Source organism: Listeria sp. Marseille-Q6474 (genome assembly GCF_946902005.1).
In the GTDB taxonomy this organism is placed as follows: Bacteria; Bacillota; Bacilli; order Lactobacillales; family Listeriaceae; genus Listeria; species Listeria innocua.
Genome location: NZ_CAMPPS010000001.1, coordinates 656,585 through 675,242, shown reverse-complemented (window position 1 = coordinate 675,242; position 18,658 = coordinate 656,585). Strand labels below are relative to the sequence as shown.

The 18,658-nt window shown below is 36.4% G+C and carries 19 protein-coding genes; 12 read left to right on the top strand and 7 right to left on the bottom strand.

Annotated elements, in window-relative coordinates:
- Positions 1 to 2: 2 nt before the first annotated feature.
- The gene (locus tag OC533_RS03380) at positions 3 to 1,034 is read right to left on the bottom strand and encodes an acyltransferase family protein (protein WP_033838059.1); all 1,032 of its coding nucleotides are present in this window, start codon (positions 1,032 to 1,034) and stop codon (positions 3 to 5) included.
- 187 nt (positions 1,035 to 1,221) lie between these two features.
- Between OC533_RS03380 and OC533_RS03375 the strand changes: the two genes are divergently transcribed.
- Complete coding sequence (locus OC533_RS03375; protein WP_010990711.1) at positions 1,222 to 1,701, top strand: methylated-DNA--[protein]-cysteine S-methyltransferase; 480 nt, start codon at positions 1,222 to 1,224, stop codon at positions 1,699 to 1,701.
- Between the two features lie 15 nt (positions 1,702 to 1,716).
- Here OC533_RS03375 and OC533_RS03370 read toward each other — a convergent pair whose 3' ends face one another.
- Together OC533_RS03370 and OC533_RS03365 are read right to left on the bottom strand one after the other, a co-directional pair.
- Positions 1,717 to 3,891: an ATP-dependent Clp protease ATP-binding subunit gene (locus OC533_RS03370; protein WP_185504757.1), complete on the bottom strand. Its 2,175-nt coding sequence runs from the start codon at positions 3,889 to 3,891 to the stop codon at positions 1,717 to 1,719.
- Positions 3,892 to 4,057: 166 nt separating this feature from the next.
- Positions 4,058 to 4,669, bottom strand: a complete 612-nt coding sequence (locus OC533_RS03365) for a CPBP family intramembrane glutamic endopeptidase (protein ID WP_003761525.1) — start codon at positions 4,667 to 4,669, stop codon at positions 4,058 to 4,060.
- A gap of 144 nt (positions 4,670 to 4,813) precedes the next feature.
- Between OC533_RS03365 and OC533_RS03360 the strand changes: the two genes are divergently transcribed.
- Positions 4,814 to 5,605 carry a membrane protein gene (locus OC533_RS03360; protein ID WP_003761527.1) on the top strand — a complete coding sequence of 264 codons (792 nt, stop codon included), beginning with the start codon at positions 4,814 to 4,816 and terminating at the stop codon, positions 5,603 to 5,605.
- A 12-nt stretch (positions 5,606 to 5,617) separates the two neighbouring features.
- Here OC533_RS03360 and OC533_RS03355 read toward each other — a convergent pair whose 3' ends face one another.
- Together OC533_RS03355 and OC533_RS03350 are read right to left on the bottom strand one after the other, a co-directional pair.
- Positions 5,618 to 7,084 (bottom strand): phytoene desaturase family protein, encoded by a 1,467-nt coding sequence (locus OC533_RS03355; RefSeq protein WP_185562479.1) that lies wholly within the window; start codon positions 7,082 to 7,084, stop codon positions 5,618 to 5,620.
- Between the two features lie 103 nt (positions 7,085 to 7,187).
- Positions 7,188 to 7,457: a YkvS family protein gene (locus OC533_RS03350; RefSeq protein ID WP_003771254.1), complete on the bottom strand. Its 270-nt coding sequence runs from the start codon at positions 7,455 to 7,457 to the stop codon at positions 7,188 to 7,190.
- A 308-nt stretch (positions 7,458 to 7,765) separates the two neighbouring features.
- Between OC533_RS03350 and OC533_RS03345 the strand changes: the two genes are divergently transcribed.
- The 4 genes from OC533_RS03345 to OC533_RS03330 all read left to right on the top strand — a co-directional run bounded on the left by OC533_RS03345 (position 7,766) and on the right by OC533_RS03330 (position 11,770).
- A complete protein-coding gene (locus tag OC533_RS03345; RefSeq protein WP_003719221.1) occupies positions 7,766 to 8,032 on the top strand; it encodes a phosphocarrier protein HPr in 267 nt (88 codons plus the stop codon).
- On the top strand, positions 8,032 to 9,750 hold the full coding sequence (ptsP, locus tag OC533_RS03340; RefSeq protein WP_003761534.1) for a phosphoenolpyruvate--protein phosphotransferase: 1,719 nt from the start codon (positions 8,032 to 8,034) through the stop codon (positions 9,748 to 9,750). Before OC533_RS03345 ends, ptsP begins: the two co-directional genes overlap by 1 nt.
- A gap of 112 nt (positions 9,751 to 9,862) precedes the next feature.
- Positions 9,863 to 10,897: a YdcF family protein gene (locus OC533_RS03335; protein ID WP_262265222.1), complete on the top strand. Its 1,035-nt coding sequence runs from the start codon at positions 9,863 to 9,865 to the stop codon at positions 10,895 to 10,897.
- Positions 10,898 to 10,909: 12 nt separating this feature from the next.
- The gene (locus tag OC533_RS03330; protein WP_010990714.1) at positions 10,910 to 11,770 is read left to right on the top strand and encodes an NAD(P)-dependent oxidoreductase; all 861 of its coding nucleotides are present in this window, start codon (positions 10,910 to 10,912) and stop codon (positions 11,768 to 11,770) included.
- Between the two features lie 38 nt (positions 11,771 to 11,808).
- Here OC533_RS03330 and OC533_RS03325 read toward each other — a convergent pair whose 3' ends face one another.
- Positions 11,809 to 12,954, bottom strand: a complete 1,146-nt coding sequence (locus OC533_RS03325; RefSeq protein ID WP_003771263.1) for an aminotransferase class I/II-fold pyridoxal phosphate-dependent enzyme — start codon at positions 12,952 to 12,954, stop codon at positions 11,809 to 11,811.
- Between the two features lie 219 nt (positions 12,955 to 13,173).
- On the opposite strand from OC533_RS03325, the gene OC533_RS03320 reads away from it, so the two are divergent.
- The 6 genes from OC533_RS03320 (at position 13,174) to OC533_RS03295 (ending at position 17,420) form a co-directional block, all read left to right on the top strand.
- Positions 13,174 to 13,395, top strand: coding sequence for a hypothetical protein (locus OC533_RS03320; protein ID WP_003726553.1), 222 nt, complete (start codon positions 13,174 to 13,176; stop codon positions 13,393 to 13,395).
- A gap of 312 nt (positions 13,396 to 13,707) precedes the next feature.
- Complete coding sequence (locus OC533_RS03315) at positions 13,708 to 13,941, top strand: YkuJ family protein (RefSeq protein WP_003719227.1); 234 nt, start codon at positions 13,708 to 13,710, stop codon at positions 13,939 to 13,941.
- Between the two features lie 215 nt (positions 13,942 to 14,156).
- On the top strand, positions 14,157 to 14,609 hold the full coding sequence (gene cbpB / locus OC533_RS03310) for a cyclic-di-AMP-binding protein CbpB (protein ID WP_003761542.1): 453 nt from the start codon (positions 14,157 to 14,159) through the stop codon (positions 14,607 to 14,609).
- A complete protein-coding gene (locus OC533_RS03305) occupies positions 14,606 to 15,484 on the top strand; it encodes a LysR family transcriptional regulator (protein ID WP_003761543.1) in 879 nt (292 codons plus the stop codon). Before cbpB ends, OC533_RS03305 begins: the two co-directional genes overlap by 4 nt.
- A gap of 47 nt (positions 15,485 to 15,531) precedes the next feature.
- Positions 15,532 to 16,242, top strand: coding sequence for a 2,3,4,5-tetrahydropyridine-2,6-dicarboxylate N-acetyltransferase (gene dapD / locus OC533_RS03300; protein ID WP_003729819.1), 711 nt, complete (start codon positions 15,532 to 15,534; stop codon positions 16,240 to 16,242).
- A gap of 62 nt (positions 16,243 to 16,304) precedes the next feature.
- Positions 16,305 to 17,420: an N-acetyldiaminopimelate deacetylase gene (locus tag OC533_RS03295; RefSeq protein ID WP_003771273.1), complete on the top strand. Its 1,116-nt coding sequence runs from the start codon at positions 16,305 to 16,307 to the stop codon at positions 17,418 to 17,420.
- A 44-nt stretch (positions 17,421 to 17,464) separates the two neighbouring features.
- On the opposite strand, the gene OC533_RS03290 is transcribed toward OC533_RS03295, so the two are convergent.
- A complete protein-coding gene (locus OC533_RS03290; RefSeq protein ID WP_003740536.1) occupies positions 17,465 to 18,310 on the bottom strand; it encodes a mechanosensitive ion channel family protein in 846 nt (281 codons plus the stop codon).
- Between the last annotated feature and the right edge of the window lie 348 nt (positions 18,311 to 18,658).

Sequence of the window (18,658 nt, the reverse complement as noted above, 5' to 3'; positions counted from 1 at the left end):
GTTTAATAACTTTCCCGCTTTGTTAATCGGCTAAACACGTTATAGAGCATTGAAGCACGCAGCTCAATCACTGGCTGAACAACTGTTTTTACCAATCGACTGGATAATAACACCGTCAAACCAAAAGTAATTCCAAATAATAGTAAAAACGTAGACGGGCTATATTGAAAGTCAGTTTGGCCACCTTCACGAAAGAACTTAATAAAGAAGCCATGTAACAAATAAACATATAACGTATTTTTACCCCATTTAGTAAAAAATAACCTTTTTTGTGGAATAAAACTGAAAAAAGCAGCGATAGAGCAAAAACTAATCATGTAGACGAGCGCGCGAATGAAAAGACCAAGCGACTTCACTTCGACAAAGTTAGCATATGGTTTTGATCCTAAAAACCATTTATCGTTTAGATTCGGATGCATGGTAATAAAAATCAGTAATAATACAACGAAAATTCCCCCAACGATAGAAGCTATATGCGTTTTAAGAAAGTAAAAATGTTCCTTTTTTAAAAAGTAGCCTACTAAGAAGAATGGGAAGAAGACAAGGGTTCTAGATAAACTTAAATAACCACCAATAATATCAAAGTATCCAGCAACCAGTCCTAGTAAAAGCGCAATACTCACAGACTTCCAAGGTTTGATTTTTGAAAAAACAAGCAACATTAAATTCCAGAAAAATAAGCTGAGTAAAAACCAAAGCGACCATTCTGGATCTAAAAATTTAATAGAAAGATTCTCCTTATTTAAAAGAAAATAGTAAAAAATACTGTAGATTAGTTGGAAAAAAACATATGGTAAAATTAACTTTTTCATTGTCTTTTTTAAATATCCGGGTTTACCAAAACTTTTAGCAAAAAAACCAGAGATTAGTATAAAGGCAGGCATATGGAAAGTGTAGATATAAATGTAAAGGACGCGAACTCCAGCATATTCTGCAATAAATGTTTGAAGAAAATGTCCGAATACAACTAAGAAAATTAAGATAAACTTCGCATTATCAAAGTAACTTTCCCGTTTAACCTCGGTTTGCTCCATAAAAAACATTCCTTTCTATTCTAAGTTGGAAGTATCTTGTTTTATTTTACCCTAGAATCTGTAACGAATATCCAACAGTTCGATAACAAAAGGTATCAAATATTAATAGGCGATGACATACGTTTGCGCATTATTAAAAGAAGTGCTATCTTTAGAGCAATATCATATTCGGAAGGAAGTATGGAAGATGTTGAAACAAACAAGCGATTCACCGGTGGGTACGTTGTTTATCATTATAGAGGATGCGCATATTACAAAGATTTCATACGATGAGCCGACTAATTGGGAGATTTTAGCGGGAGAGAAGGGTGAGATTGCAATATATCAGCAGCTTCTAGAACAATTAGCAGGTTATTTTGAAGGAGAGCGGGAAGTATTTGATTTACCAATTTTCTTGCAAGGAACTCCTTTTCAACAGCGTGTTTGGCAAGCACTTAGTGAAATTCCATATGGTGTAGTTGTTAGTTATAAAGATATAGCAATAGCTGCTGGGAGTCCAAAAGCAGTGCAAGCGGTGGGACAAGCTAATCGCGCTAATCCTATTCCTATACTTATTCCATGTCATAGGTGCGTGAAAAGTGATGGGGCGCTTGGTGGGTATAACGGAGCGGACATTGATAAAAAGCAATATTTACTTGCATTAGAAAAAGGCTTGCGTTTAAGTTAACGCAAGCCTTTTTTATTAAACTGTTACTTGTTCAGTTATAACGATATTTTTATCGTCATTTAGTGTGGCATTTAATTTCTTCGCTTCTGGTTGATCAATTAAACTATCGGCAATCGCATCTTCTAAATGTTCTTGGATTGTGCGGCGAAGTGGTCTAGCACCAAATTTAGGGTCATATCCAAGCTCAATTAAATGTTCTTTAACTTCTTTAGAAACGTCTATAGTTACGCCTTCTTGTGCGAGCATTGAATTTAAGTCAACGAGCATTAAGTCGATAATCTGTACTAAATCATCTTTTTCAAGAGATTTAAATTCAATAACGCTATCTAGACGGTTTAAGAATTCTGGTTTAAAGTATGCGCCTAGTTTTGCAAGGATATCTGAGCCTTTTTCAAGTTTATTGTCAGTTGCTGTATTAAAGCCAACAGAAGCTTCTGTATCAGTCGTACCAGCATTACTTGTCATGATTATTACTGTATCTTTAAAGCTTACTGTGCGTCCTTGAGAATCAGTTAAACGTCCATCCTCTAGAATTTGTAAAAACATATGTTGTACATCCGGGTGTGCTTTTTCAATTTCGTCTAAAAGGATGATGCTATAAGGATTACGACGAACTTTTTCAGTTAATTGACCAGCTTCTTCGTGACCAACATAGCCTGGAGGAGAACCGATTAATTTAGAGACGCTGTGTTTTTCCATGAATTCACTCATATCTAAACGAATCATCGCTTCACTTGTACCAAATAATTCACGAGCAAGTGTGCGACCAAGTTCTGTTTTTCCGACACCAGTAGGTCCGACGAATAAGAACGAACCAATTGGACGATTTTTAGCTTTTAACCCAACACGGCTACGACGAATTGCTTTCGCTACTTTTTTCACGGCATCATCTTGACCGATTACTTTTCCGGTTAAGTTGCTTTCTAGGTTTTTCATTTTGGATTGTTCGTCTTCTTGTAAACGTCCTACTGGAATACCAGTTTTTTCTTCAATAATCGCTTGAATATCAGAAGATTGAATAACTGGCCGTTCTGAAAAGGAGTTACTAGTTTTATTTTCTTCAAGTCGAGTAATTTCGTCCCGAACTTTGGCTGCTTTTTCGTAGTCTTCCATTTGGAGAGCTTGATTTTTTTCTTCTTCTAAACGAGCAACACGTTCACTAACGGTGTTTTCATCCAATTTTTCAATAGATAGATTGTATTTTGAACCAACTTCATCCATTAAATCAATCGCTTTATCTGGCAAATGACGGTCTTGAATGTAGCGAGAGCTTAATTCAACCGCTGCTTTTAAAGCTTCAGGAGAATAGACAACTTCATGGAAATCTTCATATTTGGATTTCAAGCCATTTAAAATAGTAAGTGTTTCTTCGGTAGAAGGTTCATTCACCGTTACTGGTTGGAAACGACGCTCAAGTGCAGCATCTTTTTCGATAGTACGATATTCTTTTAGCGTTGTTGCACCAATCATTTGTAAGTCACCGCGAGCTAAGGCTGGTTTTAAAATATTTCCTGCGTCCATTGAACCTTCTGCGGATCCAGCGCCGACAATTGTGTGCACTTCATCAATAAACAAGATCGTGTTTTTGCGTTCTTGTAATTCTTTAATTAATTGTTTCATTCGTTCTTCAAACTGTCCGCGGATTCCTGTTCCAGAAACGAGAGAAGCAACATCTAGTAAGATAACTTCTTTGTTCATTAACTTACTTGGAACTTCACCTGCGACAATTGCATTTGCAAGTCCTTCGACAACCGCAGTTTTACCAACACCTGGTTCACCGATAAGGACAGGATTGTTTTTATTACGACGATTCAAGATTTCGATGACACGTTTAATTTCTTTGTCACGACCAATTACTGGATCGAGTTGATCGTTTTTCGCCATATCTGTTAAGTTTGTTCCAAATTCATCTAGTAAGCCGTTTCCAGCGCCACCAGTTTGTGTTTGTACTTGTGTGTTTCTTTGACTTTGTTGTTCACGGCTTGCTTGGTTTGCAGCGCCACTTAGTTGACGGAAAATATCATCGAACGGGGAACCGCCAGCACCTGGAAATTCATTTGCCCCAAAGTTTGCTTGATTTCTAACTTCTGCGTAACAAGAGGCACAAAGCGGCATTTCTACACGCTTGCCGTTAATATTCATATATAGTTGGATTGTTGCTTGATTTTGATTACATTTTTCACAGTTCATAGTTAATTTCCTCCTTTTAAAAATGAGAAATGAAAGGTCTTGACTTTGACTATCTTTGACCTTATGAATTTATTATATACTGACCTATTTTGACTTTCAAGTATTTTGCTTCAAATTTTTCAAAAAAAAAAAACATTCCTATAAAAAAGGAATGTTTCTAAGTTTTTTAATAAATTGGCAATGCCGCGAGTAGTAAAAAGGCAAAGGTCAAATGCGACAGATAAACCATGAGAAGGCTCGGACGGTAAGAGTACATCACATTCCATACAAGAGATGCGACAAAAATACCGATGATAGCGGCAAAATTACCACTAGGCAACATCATGACCATACATAGTAAAGCGGCAAAAATATTAGAGAACCAATGATTAAAATAATGGTTCAAACGTTTTAATACAAATCCGCGCCAGAAAATTTCTTCACCGGGGATAATCGCGACAATCAAAAGCAACCATATTACTAAAGAGTGGGTGGAATACTTATTAAATGCAGCTTCTACAGAATGTTCTAGACCACCTGGCATTACTTTAATAATAAAGGCGCCTATGTAAAAAATAATATAAAGGACAATTCCGGAAAAAATTCCAGGTAAAATGCCTTTAACGAACGAAAATTCCTTTTTTAAATCATCATTAAATATCACAAAACTAAGTAAAAATAACATCCCAGCTCCATATAAATACCAAAAAACACGTGGGAACTGATATGTTAATATAACAAGTAGGGCACATAAAATGAGTCCCAGTACAAGTTTATAATCAATCTTGATGCTCTTCAAATACTTTACACCTCTTCTTAACAAATACTTCTCATACTACTTTAAAACAAATGAAATCGTTTGGCAACAATTAAACAAAAGATAAGATAAAAGTTGTGCAATTTAATAAATCCTATATAATGAAAAAATAGGAGTGGTTCATAGATGTTAGAAAAAAACTACAAATTTTTACTTTGGGTATATATATTCTGGTTTTTAGGTAGTGTATTGCTAGTTTCTTTACACATTATTCCGCCGCGTTTAACAACAATCCAGTCACTATTTTTAGTATTTACTGGTATTTTTGCAGCAGTTTTCTTTATTATGCAATATGGCAAATGGCTTGGATCTGCTATTACTCTACTTATTTTTGTTGTCAGTACTTGTATCGAATGGATGCAATTAAGTTATACGGATGAATATATTGGCTCTACGCTAGGCGGGAGTTTGTATGGTATTCCTATTACGATGGGATTCATTTGGGTCGGAATGATTGCCGGGACACACATTATCGCACGTGAAATCACACTTAAAATCAATGTTGATTGGATTCGTGGAGGGATTTATTCTTTTATCGCAGCTACGATGGTGATGATTTTTGAAGTCTTAATTGAACCAATCACAATGCAATCTAAACAACTATATATTACGCAAAATGGTTTTACGATCTTACAGCTATCTGATTTTATAAATTGGTGGCTCTTAGGCCTGATTTTACATTTAATGATTTATTTTATTTTAAGTTTAACGGATAGTTGGGAACGACTTAAATATCCAGATTTAAAATCAGAAATTGTCATCGTTTATTGGATTATTATCGCTTTCTTTGTCTTTTTATCGTTTTATCTTGATTTATGGACCTCGATTGCTATTATTATTGTTTCAAATATTATTTTTACAGCTTGTTATTTCTTTAGCCTTGAAAAAGAAACGAAGACTACAAAGAAATCCGAGTAATCAGCTAATCGATTACTCGGATTTCTTTTCTTTTTGCAAAAATTTCTTGGTAGCAATTTGCGCATTTTCAATAATGAAAGGGAGGGAGCTACTAGACATGGCCCCAGCTCCGACAACAAATAAGTTCTTAAACGCAGGTGACTTTTTCGCAGGATGTAAGAAACCTTGTTGATGCCATAAATGTTGTAAACCGAATATTGCCCCGTATTTTACATGATATTTTTCTTCCCAATCAGTTGGAGTAATAATATATTCTTCTTCAATATAATCCTCTAAATCAGGAATTTCTAATCTCGCTTTTACCGTATCTAATATTAATTGACGAAATGCAGGTGTTTGTTCTTTCCAATCAATGCCACTAGTAGTATTTGGAGCAGAAACCATAATCCGAACGCTTGAATGATTCATTGGCGCCATTGTGTTATCCGTGGCTGAAGGATTAGTGATATGAACCGCTAAGTCTTTAGAAAGGATTTTTTTATGGATGGTATTATTCGCAAATTCTCGGTAATTATCTGGAAAAATAATGGATTGATGTGAAAAAGGAAGCACTGTTTTCAAACCAAGGTACAACATAAAAGCAGAAGAGGAGTATTCTTTTTCTTTCTCCTTTACTTTCGTGTTACTTGTTAACGAATAAATAAAATCTAAGTTAGTAAAATAATAATCAGCTTCAATCGATTGACCGTTAGCAAGTGTTGCGCTAGTAATTTCTTTTCCATTCGTTTCAAAGGAGGTTACTTCAGAATTAAAATAGAATTTTCCTTTATTTTCCATAACGACTTGTTGCATCGCTTCGACAATTTTATTTTGACCACCGATTGGATGAAAAGTGCCGAAATAATACTCAGAAAAAGGAATAATACTATATGCTGCTGGAATATCCCATGGTGACATTCCTAAATAACGCATTTGTAAGGAAAAAGCGATACGAAGATATTTGCTATTAAAATATCTGGCCAAATCATCCATTAAAGAGCGCCCAAGTGTGAGACTTGGAAGTGCACGTATTGTAGTTGGTCGAAAGAAATCAAATAAGGAACTGTAGTTAAATTGATTAAGCGGCGAAATATAAAGCATTTTTTTCGTATTTTCTCTCATAAAACGATCAAATCCATCTTCTTCACCAGGAAAGTAAGTTTTAATAACTGTTTTTGTTTCAGAATAATCGCTATAAAGTGGAAAAGTAATATCTTTAAAATAAAGCGTGTGTATTGGATTGATCGGTAAAAGGGAGACATAATCTAAAATATTACGGTTACAATCCATAAAAAGAGAAGTTAACACATGCGTCATTGTTAAAGCGGAAGGCCCTACATCAAATGAATATTTACCCATTTTATGCAGCGCAGTTCTACCACCAATACGGTCATTTTTTTCATAGATGCTTACTTGATAGCCGAGTTGACTTAAAAGCATACCAGTAGCTAAACCACCGGGACCTGCTCCAATAATGGCAATTTTCTTTTTACTTTCCACATTAAAACGCTCCTTTGCCCGTTTTTAAACATATAAAAAACGCAAAAACATAAAGCATTGTTAAACGAAAATGCTTTACTTTTGCGCAGTTAGAAATAATTTTTTATTCTTCTGTCTCTTCCTCGTCTTCTTCTACAGAATGAATAATTTGATAATTTTTGTGATTTACCACTGTTTTTTCTTCAATACCTAAATCTTTAAAATTTTCCATATAAGTTAAGTCGACAATAACAGAATTTTCGTTGAGCTTTTCAACAATTCCTGTTAAGCCATCCTTAAATTCAATAATGTCTCCAACATGTGCCTTTGCCATTGTTATCACTCCTTCAATTTTCGGTGTTGCGTTTATCTTGATGAAAAAGAATGTATGCATTTTTGAACCTTCCTTAAATTCTGCACTAAAAACCTATTAAAATCAACTATAAGCCTTTAAAAAGTGCATTTTAAATCAAAAATGCAACAATTTAGTGACAAAATTATAGAAAACGCTCCCTTTCTTCCAGTTGTAAAAGAACGAAAGAAGCCGTAATAGAAAAAAACATTCTAAAAAATTTTTAATCAAATAGTTGTAACAATAGGTAAAACATGGTACTCTTTTTAATTGAGGGATAGTCTTTTTTGCTGAAAATTTTTCGGCTTAAAAGGTTACAACAAATTTCTTTACAAAGGAGAATGTAAATTATGGAACAAGCAAGTTTTGTAGTAATCGATGAAACAGGAATTCACGCACGCCCAGCAACTCTATTGGTGCAGGCTGCAAGTAAATACAGCTCTGACGTTCAAATTGAATACACTGGCAAAAAAGTAAATCTTAAATCAATCATGGGTGTTATGTCCCTTGGTATTGGTAAAGGCGCTGACATCACTATCTATACTGAAGGTAGCGACGAAAAAGAAGCAATTGAAGGACTAACTGAAGTTCTTAAGAAAGAAGGATTGGCTGAATAATGGCTAAAGAGTTGAAAGGTATCGCAGCATCTGATGGGATTGCCATTGCGAAAGCTTATCTGCTCGTTGAACCTGATCTTTCCTATGAAAAAACTGAAGTTACGGATGTTGAAAGTGAAGTAAAACGTTTTGAAAGCGCGTTAGAAGTTTCTAGAACAGAACTTTCAACGATTCGTGAAAAAGCAGCTAAAGACTTAGGCGAAGATAAGGCACAAATTTTTGACGCGCATCTTCTAGTTTTAAACGATCCTGAATTAACAGGACCAATTGAAGAAAGCATCAAAAATGCTAAAACGAATGCAGAAACAGCTTTACAAGAAACGACAGACATGTTTATTGGTATGTTTGAATCTATGGACAACGAATACATGCGTGAACGTGCAGCTGATATTAAAGATGTACGCAAACGTGTTCTTTCTCACTTACTAGGTGTGACTATTCCAAATCCAGCTTTAATTGATGAGGAAGTAGTTGTTGTCGCAGCTGATTTAACGCCTTCTGATACCGCACAACTTAACCGTAAATTTGTTAAAGGTTTTGTGACGGATATTGGTGGTCGTACTTCGCATTCTGCTATTATGGCACGCTCTCTTGAAATTCCAGCAGTAGTTGGAACAAAAGAAGTAACTGCTAGCGTAGCGAAAAACGATATTGTTATTATTGATGGTTTGGAAGGTAATGTTATCATCCACCCAACAGAAGAACAAATCGCTCACTATGAAAAAATTAAATCTGATTTTGCTTTACAACAAGCAGAATGGGAAAAACTTAAAAATGAAAAAACAGTTTCTAAAGACGGCGTTCACGTGGAGCTTGCAGCAAACATCGGAACTCCGAATGATTTAGAAGGTGTCATTTCTAATGGCGGGGAAGCAGTTGGACTTTATCGTACAGAATTCTTGTACATGGGTCGCGACAATTTCCCAACAGAAGAAGAACAATTCGAAGCGTATAAAGCAGTAGTTTCTGGTATGGACGGAAAATCTGTGGTAGTTCGTACATTAGATATTGGCGGCGATAAAACGTTACCTTATTTAGAACTTCCAGAAGAAATGAACCCATTCCTAGGATTCCGTGCGATTCGTCTTTGTTTTGCGAATGAAGAATTATTCCGTACACAACTTCGCGCTCTACTTCGCGCAAGTGTATATGGTAACTTAAAAATTATGTTCCCGATGATTGCAACAGTAAATGAATTCCGCCAAGCGCGCGATATTTTACTAGATGAAAAAGCGAAACTAAAAGCTGCTGGAACAGAAGTATCTGATTCCATCGAACTTGGAATTATGATTGAAATTCCTGCTGCTGCAGTTTTAGCTGATCAATTTGCAAAAGAAGTTGATTTCTTCTCAATCGGAACAAATGACTTGATTCAGTATACAATGGCTGCTGACCGTATGAATGAACGCGTTTCTTACCTTTACCAACCATACAATCCATCTATTTTACGCTTAGTAAAAATGGTGATTGATGCTTCTCATAAAGAGGGCAAATGGACTGGTATGTGTGGGGAAATGGCTGGAGATCAAACGGCTGTACCACTTCTTTTAGGCTTAGGCTTAGATGAATTTTCAATGAGTGCTTCAAGCATTCTTAAATCTCGTTCGTTAATCAAACGTTTAGATCAATCTGAAATGGTTAAATTAGCGGAAGAAGCTTTAAATAAATCTACAGCAGAAGAAGTTGTAGAATTAGTTGAGAAATATACTGCAGAGTAAGCTCTGATGAAGACCTAGACAAATTTCTTTGTCTAGGTCTTTTTATATTGTGAAAAAAGGGTGTGCAAAGTATAATTAAAAATACAGTTAGCTTAAAAAGGAGGCAACAAGATTGGTTATCTATTCATTAGCAGGATTTTTTCTTCTGCTTTTCATTGTTTTATCTTTTATAGATAGACGAAGAATAAGTAACGGGATTGTTTTAACACTTGCACTATTTTTCTCTTTACTTTCCCTTATTTACGTTACTCTTTCAAACGGGAACGAGTTGTTTGTTTCAATTATGAGTACGGTGTTGATTTTACTGTTCTTACTTATTCCATTTTTTATAATTGGACTTGCAACAACACTAATCATGAATGGGCGTTTAATGTTAAAACGGGAAGGACGAAAACTCGCTAATATGCTACCGTTATTTATTGGCTTAGTTATCGTCATTTTATTTATTTTTTGGTTCGGTAGTATTTTGAAAAACGGCAGCCCGATACTTGGAATGGTTGTAGTATTTGTAATGGCCTTTGTAGGATATTTTTCGTTTTTATTTTTATCATTTCTTCTATCAACGTTCCTATATCAATTCAATTTCCCAAGATATAATCAAGATTTTCTTATTGTGCTTGGTAGTGGCTTGATTGATGGGGATAGGGTGCCACCGTTACTCGCGAGCAGATTAAATCGTGCTATCTCGTTCTATGAGAAACAATATGACAAAAAAGGGAAACGCGCTACTTTCATCGTTTCGGGTGGACAGGGCGCAAATGAGACGGTCTCAGAAGCAAGAGCGATGCGCGACTATTTAATTAGTAAAGGTATTGATGAAAACTTCATTATTATGGAAGACAAATCGGTTAATACACTTCAAAATATGCAATTTTCAAAAGCAAAAATGGATGCAATTATGCCGACATATAACAGTTTATTTTCGACTAATAACTTTCACTTATTCCGAGCAGGTTTATACGCAAGAAAAGCTGGTCTGAAAAGTCAGGGGATTGGTGCAAAAACAGCACTTTATTATATGCCAAATGCCTTGATTCGAGAATTTATTGCGATTACCGTAATGTATAAAAAAGTTCATTTGATACTACTTGGCTTAGTTGTATTGTTCTTTGTATTTTTAGCGATAGTTGGTATTACATTTAGGTAGGAGGTTTTTTAGGTGGAAAAAATAGGTTTTGTTGGTACTGGTGTGATGGGCTCAAGCATGGCTAAACATCTGCTTGAGGCTGGCTATGAGGTGCATATTTATACGCGTACGAAAGAAAAAGCAGAAGCACTTCTTAGTCAAGGGGCGCTATGGGAATCTGATCCGGGCTCACTAGGAGCTAAAGTGGATATCTTAATTTCAATGGTTGGCTATCCAAAAGATGTAGAACAACTATACTTAGGTGAAAATGGTTTCTTAGATAATTTGAAAGCAGGTTCTGTTGCGATTGATATGACGACCTCCTCACCTGCATTAGCTAAAAAAATTGCTGAAGCGGGCCACGAAAAAGGAATAGGTGTACTTGATGCGCCAGTTTCAGGTGGTGATATTGGAGCAAAAAATGGAACACTTGCGATTATGGTTGGTGGAGCCGAAGATGTATTCTTAAAAGTGAAACCGATTTTTGAAATTCTTGGTAGCAGTGTGATATTACAAGGAGATGCTGGCTCTGGCCAACATACAAAAATGGTAAATCAAATCGCAATTGCTTCTAACATGATTGGTGTGACAGAAGCGATTATTTATGCAGAAAGAGCAGGACTTAATCCTTCGCGCGTTCTTGATTCTATTTCAGGTGGAGCAGCGGGTAGTTGGTCACTTACAAACTTGATTCCACGCGTACTACAAGATGATTTTTCACCAGGATTCTTTATTAAACATTTTATTAAAGACATGGGAATTGCTTTATCTGAAGCAAAACAAATGGGGTTAGAGCTTCCCGGACTTACCTTGGCTGAGCAAATGTATCAGACTTTGGCAGAACAAGGTTTGAGCGAGGAAGGCACACAGGCGCTCATTAAATATTATCGGTAAATAAGAAACACCCGCTAAGTTAGTTAGCGGGTGTTTTTTTATTTTGCTAAAAATTGAGCCATCCGATCTAACGCTTCTGCAAGGTTATTAACGGAAGTGGCATAAGAAAGTCGGAAGTAACGGTCACCTTTTTCTGAAAAAGCATTTCCTGGTACGACAGCTACTTTGGCTTCTTCTGCGAGTCTAACAGCCCAATCAAAGGAGTTTTCAGTTATGTCATCTGGGAGTTTTACAAAGAAATAGAAAGCTCCATCAGGTGGGATGACTGTAAAGCCCATTTTTTCTAAGCGATCTTGTGTGAAGTTTGCTCGTGTTTTATATTCCGTGCGCATTTGGAACGCATCGTCTTTTCCGTTTGTAATGGCTTCTAAGGCTGCTTTTTGAGAAATTGAGCTGGCGCATGTCACCGAGTATTGATGAATTTTTAGCATTTCGGTAGTGATTTTTTCTGGGGCTAGTAGGAAGCCGATTCGCCACCCAATCATTGCATGCGATTTAGATAGACCATTGATTACAATTGTTTGATCACGGAGCATTGGTGCAATACTTACGTGCTCTTCATGGTACGTTAATTCACTATAAATTTCATCTGCAATAACGAAAATACCTGTTTCTTTTAAAACTTCGGCTAGATCTCTTAGTTCTTGTTTAGAAAGTGAGACACCAGTTGGGTTAGACGGATAAGGAATAATAAGTGCTTTCGTTTTTGGTGTAATATGTGCTCGTAATTGTTCTGGCGTTAATTTGAAATTGGATTCCGTTGTATCTACTTTGACCGGGCGGGCTTTATTTAGTGTTATAAGTGGTTCATACCCAGGATAAATTGGGTCAGGTAAGATAACTTCATCACCCGGCTCTAAGATAGTTTGTAGCGCGACTGAAATAGCCTCTGTAGCACCTACTGTAACGATGATTTCTTTATTACTATAAGTTAGGTCATATTTCTCCTCAAAGTACGAAGAAGCCGCTTCGAGTAGTTCTGGCATACCTGCATTCGGTGTGTAATTGGTGAAATTCTCTTGAATGGCGGTGATGGCTGCTTGTTTTACATGCTCTGGTGTTGGAAAATCAGGTTCCCCAAGTGTTAGACGAATCATATCAGGAATACCAGTAACTCTTGTGTTAAATGTTCTGATACCACTAACTTCAATGTCGCGCAATTCTGGTCGAATGGATTTGGTCATTTTTGTCACCTTTCTTTATAAGAAAATCCCGTGAAAATCAGGTGGGAGTAAGCTTCATAATTTCATTCCATTATAGCTTAAAAAGGGAGAAAAGCAAAATATCTGAAAATATTACTAAAAAGCCTTGCACTTTTATTTAGAATACTATAAGATAGTTTTAATAATGATAATCATTTTCAGTTAGAAATGATTGGTTGAATGTGGAAGGGGCCACCGGATATGACTAAACCAGGTAAATACGAAGCTCTCTTTTTTCCAACAAAAGACGGCTTGCTAAAAATACATGCTTACGGCTTTAATCCCTGTGGTTCATGGGGTGAAGTATTTGCTACAATTGGCGACCAAACGATTTGTGTCAAAGGATTTAATCGCCATAAAACAATTGTTCGAGCAACAAAAATGATTATAAGTGCTACGGCAAACCGAAAAAATGAATTTTAATTATCAAAGACTGTAAAAAAGATAAATACTTTTTTATAGTCTTTTTTTGAGATAAAATAAGCATGAAAATAGAACAAATCGTGTCATTCTGGTTAATTTAAAATAATTTCTTTTTCTGAATATTTCCAGAACCCTTGCGTTATACGTGCGGTTTGCGATAAAATTTGGTAGTATAGTGAAAGAAATAAGATATGGCGAAAAAACCAGATATGAGGAAATATGTAAAAAAGCATTGCCACGCGCGTATTACAATTACAGCAAGGTAGCAAATTTTTTGCACGTCAGATGGTGGATTTGAGAGGAGAGTATAAGATGTCTCAGTTACTGGGAATTATTCAACGTTTACATGCAATGCAAGAAGATGAGTCAGCTGAAACACAAGCAAGACGTTTTGAAAAAAATGGTACGCCTGTGTGCGAAGTGAAGTTTTTCCAAGCTTCTAACTCATTTGAAGTAGAAATCTATGGCGACAATAGCAAATATCAATTTGATGATATTGATATGACTGCAATCGAAATTTTTGAAACGTTACAAGAAAACGAATAACAAGGTAAATAATCAGTCAATCTGGTTATTTACTTAGAAGCCGTGAATATTTATTCACGGTTTTTTTTATGTAAAAATTCACTTTCAAGCACTAAATGAAAGAAATCAGACTAAATAGTATGGTAGAATAGGAGATGGAAAAGTTTCGTTTTATTTTTTTAAAGTTGAAAGGAACTTCGCAGAGCTTGAAAATACAAGGAAGAGGAAGATTCTAAATGATCTCTAATAGATTTGGACAATTTATTGACAATGAACTAGCTGATTCAATGATTTCCGCTGAAAAAGTAGCTCACGTGCAACTGGGTAATAATCTCGAACATGCGCTACTTGTATTAACGAAATGCGGTTATTCTGTTATTCCAGTACTAGACTTTGAATTTAAACTCCATGGATTAATTAGCGCAGCAATGATAACAGATGCCATTCTCGGACTCGAACGGATTGAATTTGAACGACTAGAAGATTTAAAAGTGGAAGATGTTATGCAAACGGATTTCCCGGTGATTAAAGATTTTAATAATAACGAGCGAATTGTACGCTTACTTGTTGATCATCCTTTTGTTTGTGTTGTAGATGAGGACCACCATTTTGAAGGAATTGTGACAAGACGCGTTGTTTTAAAACAAGTCAATCGTTATATTCATTTACAGGTGGAGGAAAATAGATGATTGTAACGGAATATGAACTTCTTGTTTGTTTGGCAGAAGAACTAAATATGCGTAAAAGTGCGGAGAAATTATTTTTAAGTCAGCCTGCGTTGTCCCAGCGTCTGCAAACGATTGAAAGCAGATGGAATACAAAAATTTTCATTCGAACGCAAAAAGGTTTGCTTCTAACACCTGAAGGAGAAGCCATTGTCCGTCATGCATCCAGTGTGATTGAGCGGGAGCATACCATTCAAGAAAAACTAGAAGCAATGGAAGGCGTCGTTCGCGGGACACTGCGCATTGCTTGTGCGAGCGTTGTGGCTCAAATGTGGTTGCCACGTGTATTAAAGGCATTTGCAAGTGCTTATCCTAATGTCCAGATTTCCCTTGTTACTGGTTGGAGCAGTGAAGTAACCCAGCAATTAGCGGCTGGTAATGTCCATATAGGTATTGTACGCGGAAACTCGACATGGAAAAGTGTTCAAAAGCCCTTATTTAACGATAAACTCGTTTTAGTTGATACAGAAATCACTAAAATTGAAGAAGTTTTCCAGACAAATCGTCCGTTTATCCAATTCCGTAGTGATTCGAATTACTATCAAGTGATTCAAGATTACTGGCAAAGAAATTTCGGGAAGATGCCGCGCCAAGCTATGTTGATGGATCAAATGGAAACCTCTAGACAAATGGCTTTAAACGGTATTGGTTTTGCCATTTTGCCAGAAGTGACGATGTTAGGCTATACGGACAAAATCAATAAAATACCACTAAGAGAAAAAGATGGCTCGATTTTAAGCCGAGAAACCAACTTATTGACCTATGAACAGTCACTTGGTCTACCGCAAGTGAAGGCGTTTTTAGAAATAACAGATAAATTCCTTGAACAAGTTAAATAGCTATGGCAAAATAGAAAGCAGAACATATCGGAAGGAGACAAAAATTCATGGAACAAATGGATGCGCACCAAATTATTTCTTTTATTCAAAATAGCAAGAAAGCAACACCAGTAAAGGTTTACCTAAAAGGGGACCTAGAAAAAATCGATTTTCCTAGTGATGTAAAAACATTTATCACTGGAAATGCGGGAACTATTTTTGGGGAATGGGCTGTTGTTGAGCCATTGTTAGAAGCAAATAAAGCGAATATTGAAGATTACGTTATCGAAAATGATCGTCGTAACTCTGCTATTCCTTTGTTAGATATGAAAAATATTAACGCTCGTATTGAGCCTGGCGCAGTTATTCGCGACCAAGTTACAATTGGCGATAATGCTGTAATTATGATGGGAGCAAGCATTAATATCGGTTCTGTTATCGGTGATGGTACTATGATTGATATGAATGTTGTTCTTGGAGGCCGCGCAACTGTTGGTAAAAACTGCCACATTGGTGCTGGTTCTGTCCTTGCAGGCGTTGTAGAACCACCATCCGCTCAACCAGTTATTGTTGAAGACAATGTTGTAGTGGGCGCAAATGTTGTTGTTTTAGAAGGCGTACGTATTGGAGAAGGCGCAGTTGTAGCAGCGGGCGCGATTGTTACTAAAGATGTAGCTCCTGGAACAGTCGTAGCGGGAATTCCTGCACGTGAACTTAAAAAATTAGATGCGAAAACAGCTTCTAAAACAGAAATTATGCAAGAACTTCGCCAACTTTAAAAATCAAAGGGAACTGTTTCGTCTGTTGGCGGAGCAGTCCTTTTTTAGAAGGAGAGAGCACCATGTTAAATGAATTTATTGCCATTCGACGTGATTTGCACCAAATTCCTGAAACAGGATATAAAGAGCTAAAAACCCAAGCTTATTTACTCGATTATATTAGCAAATTACCAAACGAGTTTTTAGAAATAAAGAAATGGCGCACAGGAATTTTAGTTTTAGTAAAAGGTACTAATCCTGAAAAAACAATCGGTTATCGTACGGATATTGATGCGCTACCTATTACGGAAGAGACTGGGTTGCCATTTGAATCGAAACATGCTGGGAATATGCATGCTTGTGGACATGATTTACATATGAGTATAGCGCTTGGAGTGTTAACACATTTTGCAAGTAAACCGGCAAAAGATAACTTATTATTTGTATTTCAACCAGCTGAAGAAGGCCCAGGCGGAGCAAAACCGATTATGGAAAGTGCTGAATTTTCCGAGTGGCGCCCCGATACGATTTATGGTCTTCATATTGCACCAGAATATAAAGTCGGCCAAATCGCAATTAAACCAGGCTTACTATTCGCAAACACTTCCGAACTCTTTATTTCATTTAAAGGAAAAGGTGGACATGCGGCTTATCCACATTTGGCAAATGACATGGTTGTGGCGGCAAGTGCTTTTGTCGGGCAAATGCAAACTATTATTAGTCGGAACATTGACCCGATGGATAGCGCGGTTATAACAATCGGACGCATTCACGGCGGAGAAATCCAAAATGTTATTGCAGAAACTGCCTTTTTGGATGGAACGATTAGGACGCTTTCTCCAGAAACAATGGAAATCGTTTGGACTCGTTTGAAACAATTAGCAAAAGGATGGGAAGAAGCCTACCAATGTGAAGTAGAATTCCATCCTGGATCCGATTACTATCAAGTGGACAATGATCCAGTTGAAACAGAAGAATTCATCCACTTTTTGGAAGAACAATATCCAGAAAGCTATGTGCCAGCTCGTTCAGCGATGACTGGAGAAGATTTTGGTTATTTTTTATCTGAAATTAAAGGGTTTATGTTTTGGTTAGGCGTGGATTCCGAGTACAGTTTGCATCACGCGAAACTAAGTCCAAAAGAAGAAGCTATTCCATTTGCAATTGATGTATTAGTGAACTTTTTGGAAAGCAAATAAAAAAGACGTCAATTCGTTCTCAAAAGGAGCGAATTGGCGTCTTTTTAATTATTATTTGGTCCGAATGTGCTAACAAAATTAAGTGGTAATTCAATTTCGTTTTCTGCGAGTGCTTCGCGAATATCTTTGAGTAAGTCACGTTGAACAGAATACTGCTCGCCGTTCACTGCTTTACCGACTACGCGGATAATCATATTTGTTGCGTCAATGTTTTGCACGCCTAAGACAACAGGGGGCTCAACGATATTTTTATTTTCTTTTGCAGCTACGTCACAAACCTCACCAATAATTTTAATTGCTTTTTCCGGATCTTCATGTGGACTAATTTGAATGTCCACCATCACACGCATATTACCGCGCGAATGATTACTAACGACCATAATTTGTCTGTTAGGAATGAAATGAAGCGTGCCATCAAAATCACGTACCTGTGTTGTTCTAAGTCCAAGTGCTTCTACTGTCCCATTAACTAGTCCAATGGTAATCGTATCACCAACATCAAGTTGACGTTCAAGTAGAATAAAAAATCCAGTCACAACGTCACTAACAAGCCCTTGAGCACCAAAGGCAATGGCCAAACTCGCCACCCCAGCACTTGCAATAATCGCTGTAACATCCATAAAGTTCTGTAATAATAAAATCGCAAAAGTGAAGAATAAAACATAGCCGTAAAAATTAGAAATTAAGCTTTCTAACGTATCCGCGCGCCCAACAGAAACTGCTTGTTGTTGCCGATATTTGCGGAAGAAACTACGGATAATTTTATTACCAACCACGCGGAAAATAAAATAAAGAGCAATTAAAATGGCAATTTTTATTCCAACTGAAATAATATGATTCCAAAATTGGTCCCAGTCAATAGAACTGAACCACTTTTTGAGTAAATTCATCTTCTGGTCCACATCCTTTGAAAGTTCTCCATCCATTTCATCTCCCCCTTCCTAATGAAATGTCCTTTTCTATTCTAACAAAAATTTCACAAAAATGCTGTTATAAGAAATAATTTTTCACTGAAAAAGATTCGTTTTCAACAAAAAAAGTTAATTTTATTAAAAAAAATTTAAAAAAGCGCTAGCCATTCTTGTAGTAAGATGGAGGCGCTTTCTAAAATGTGCGAAATAGCGCAAATCAAACTGTATGATGTGAAACTAATGTGAAACTTGTGTACAATGATAAATGTTATTGCTTTTTTTAAAAGTGATATGGGCCGAATTTTTGCCTAGTAAATAATTCAATTT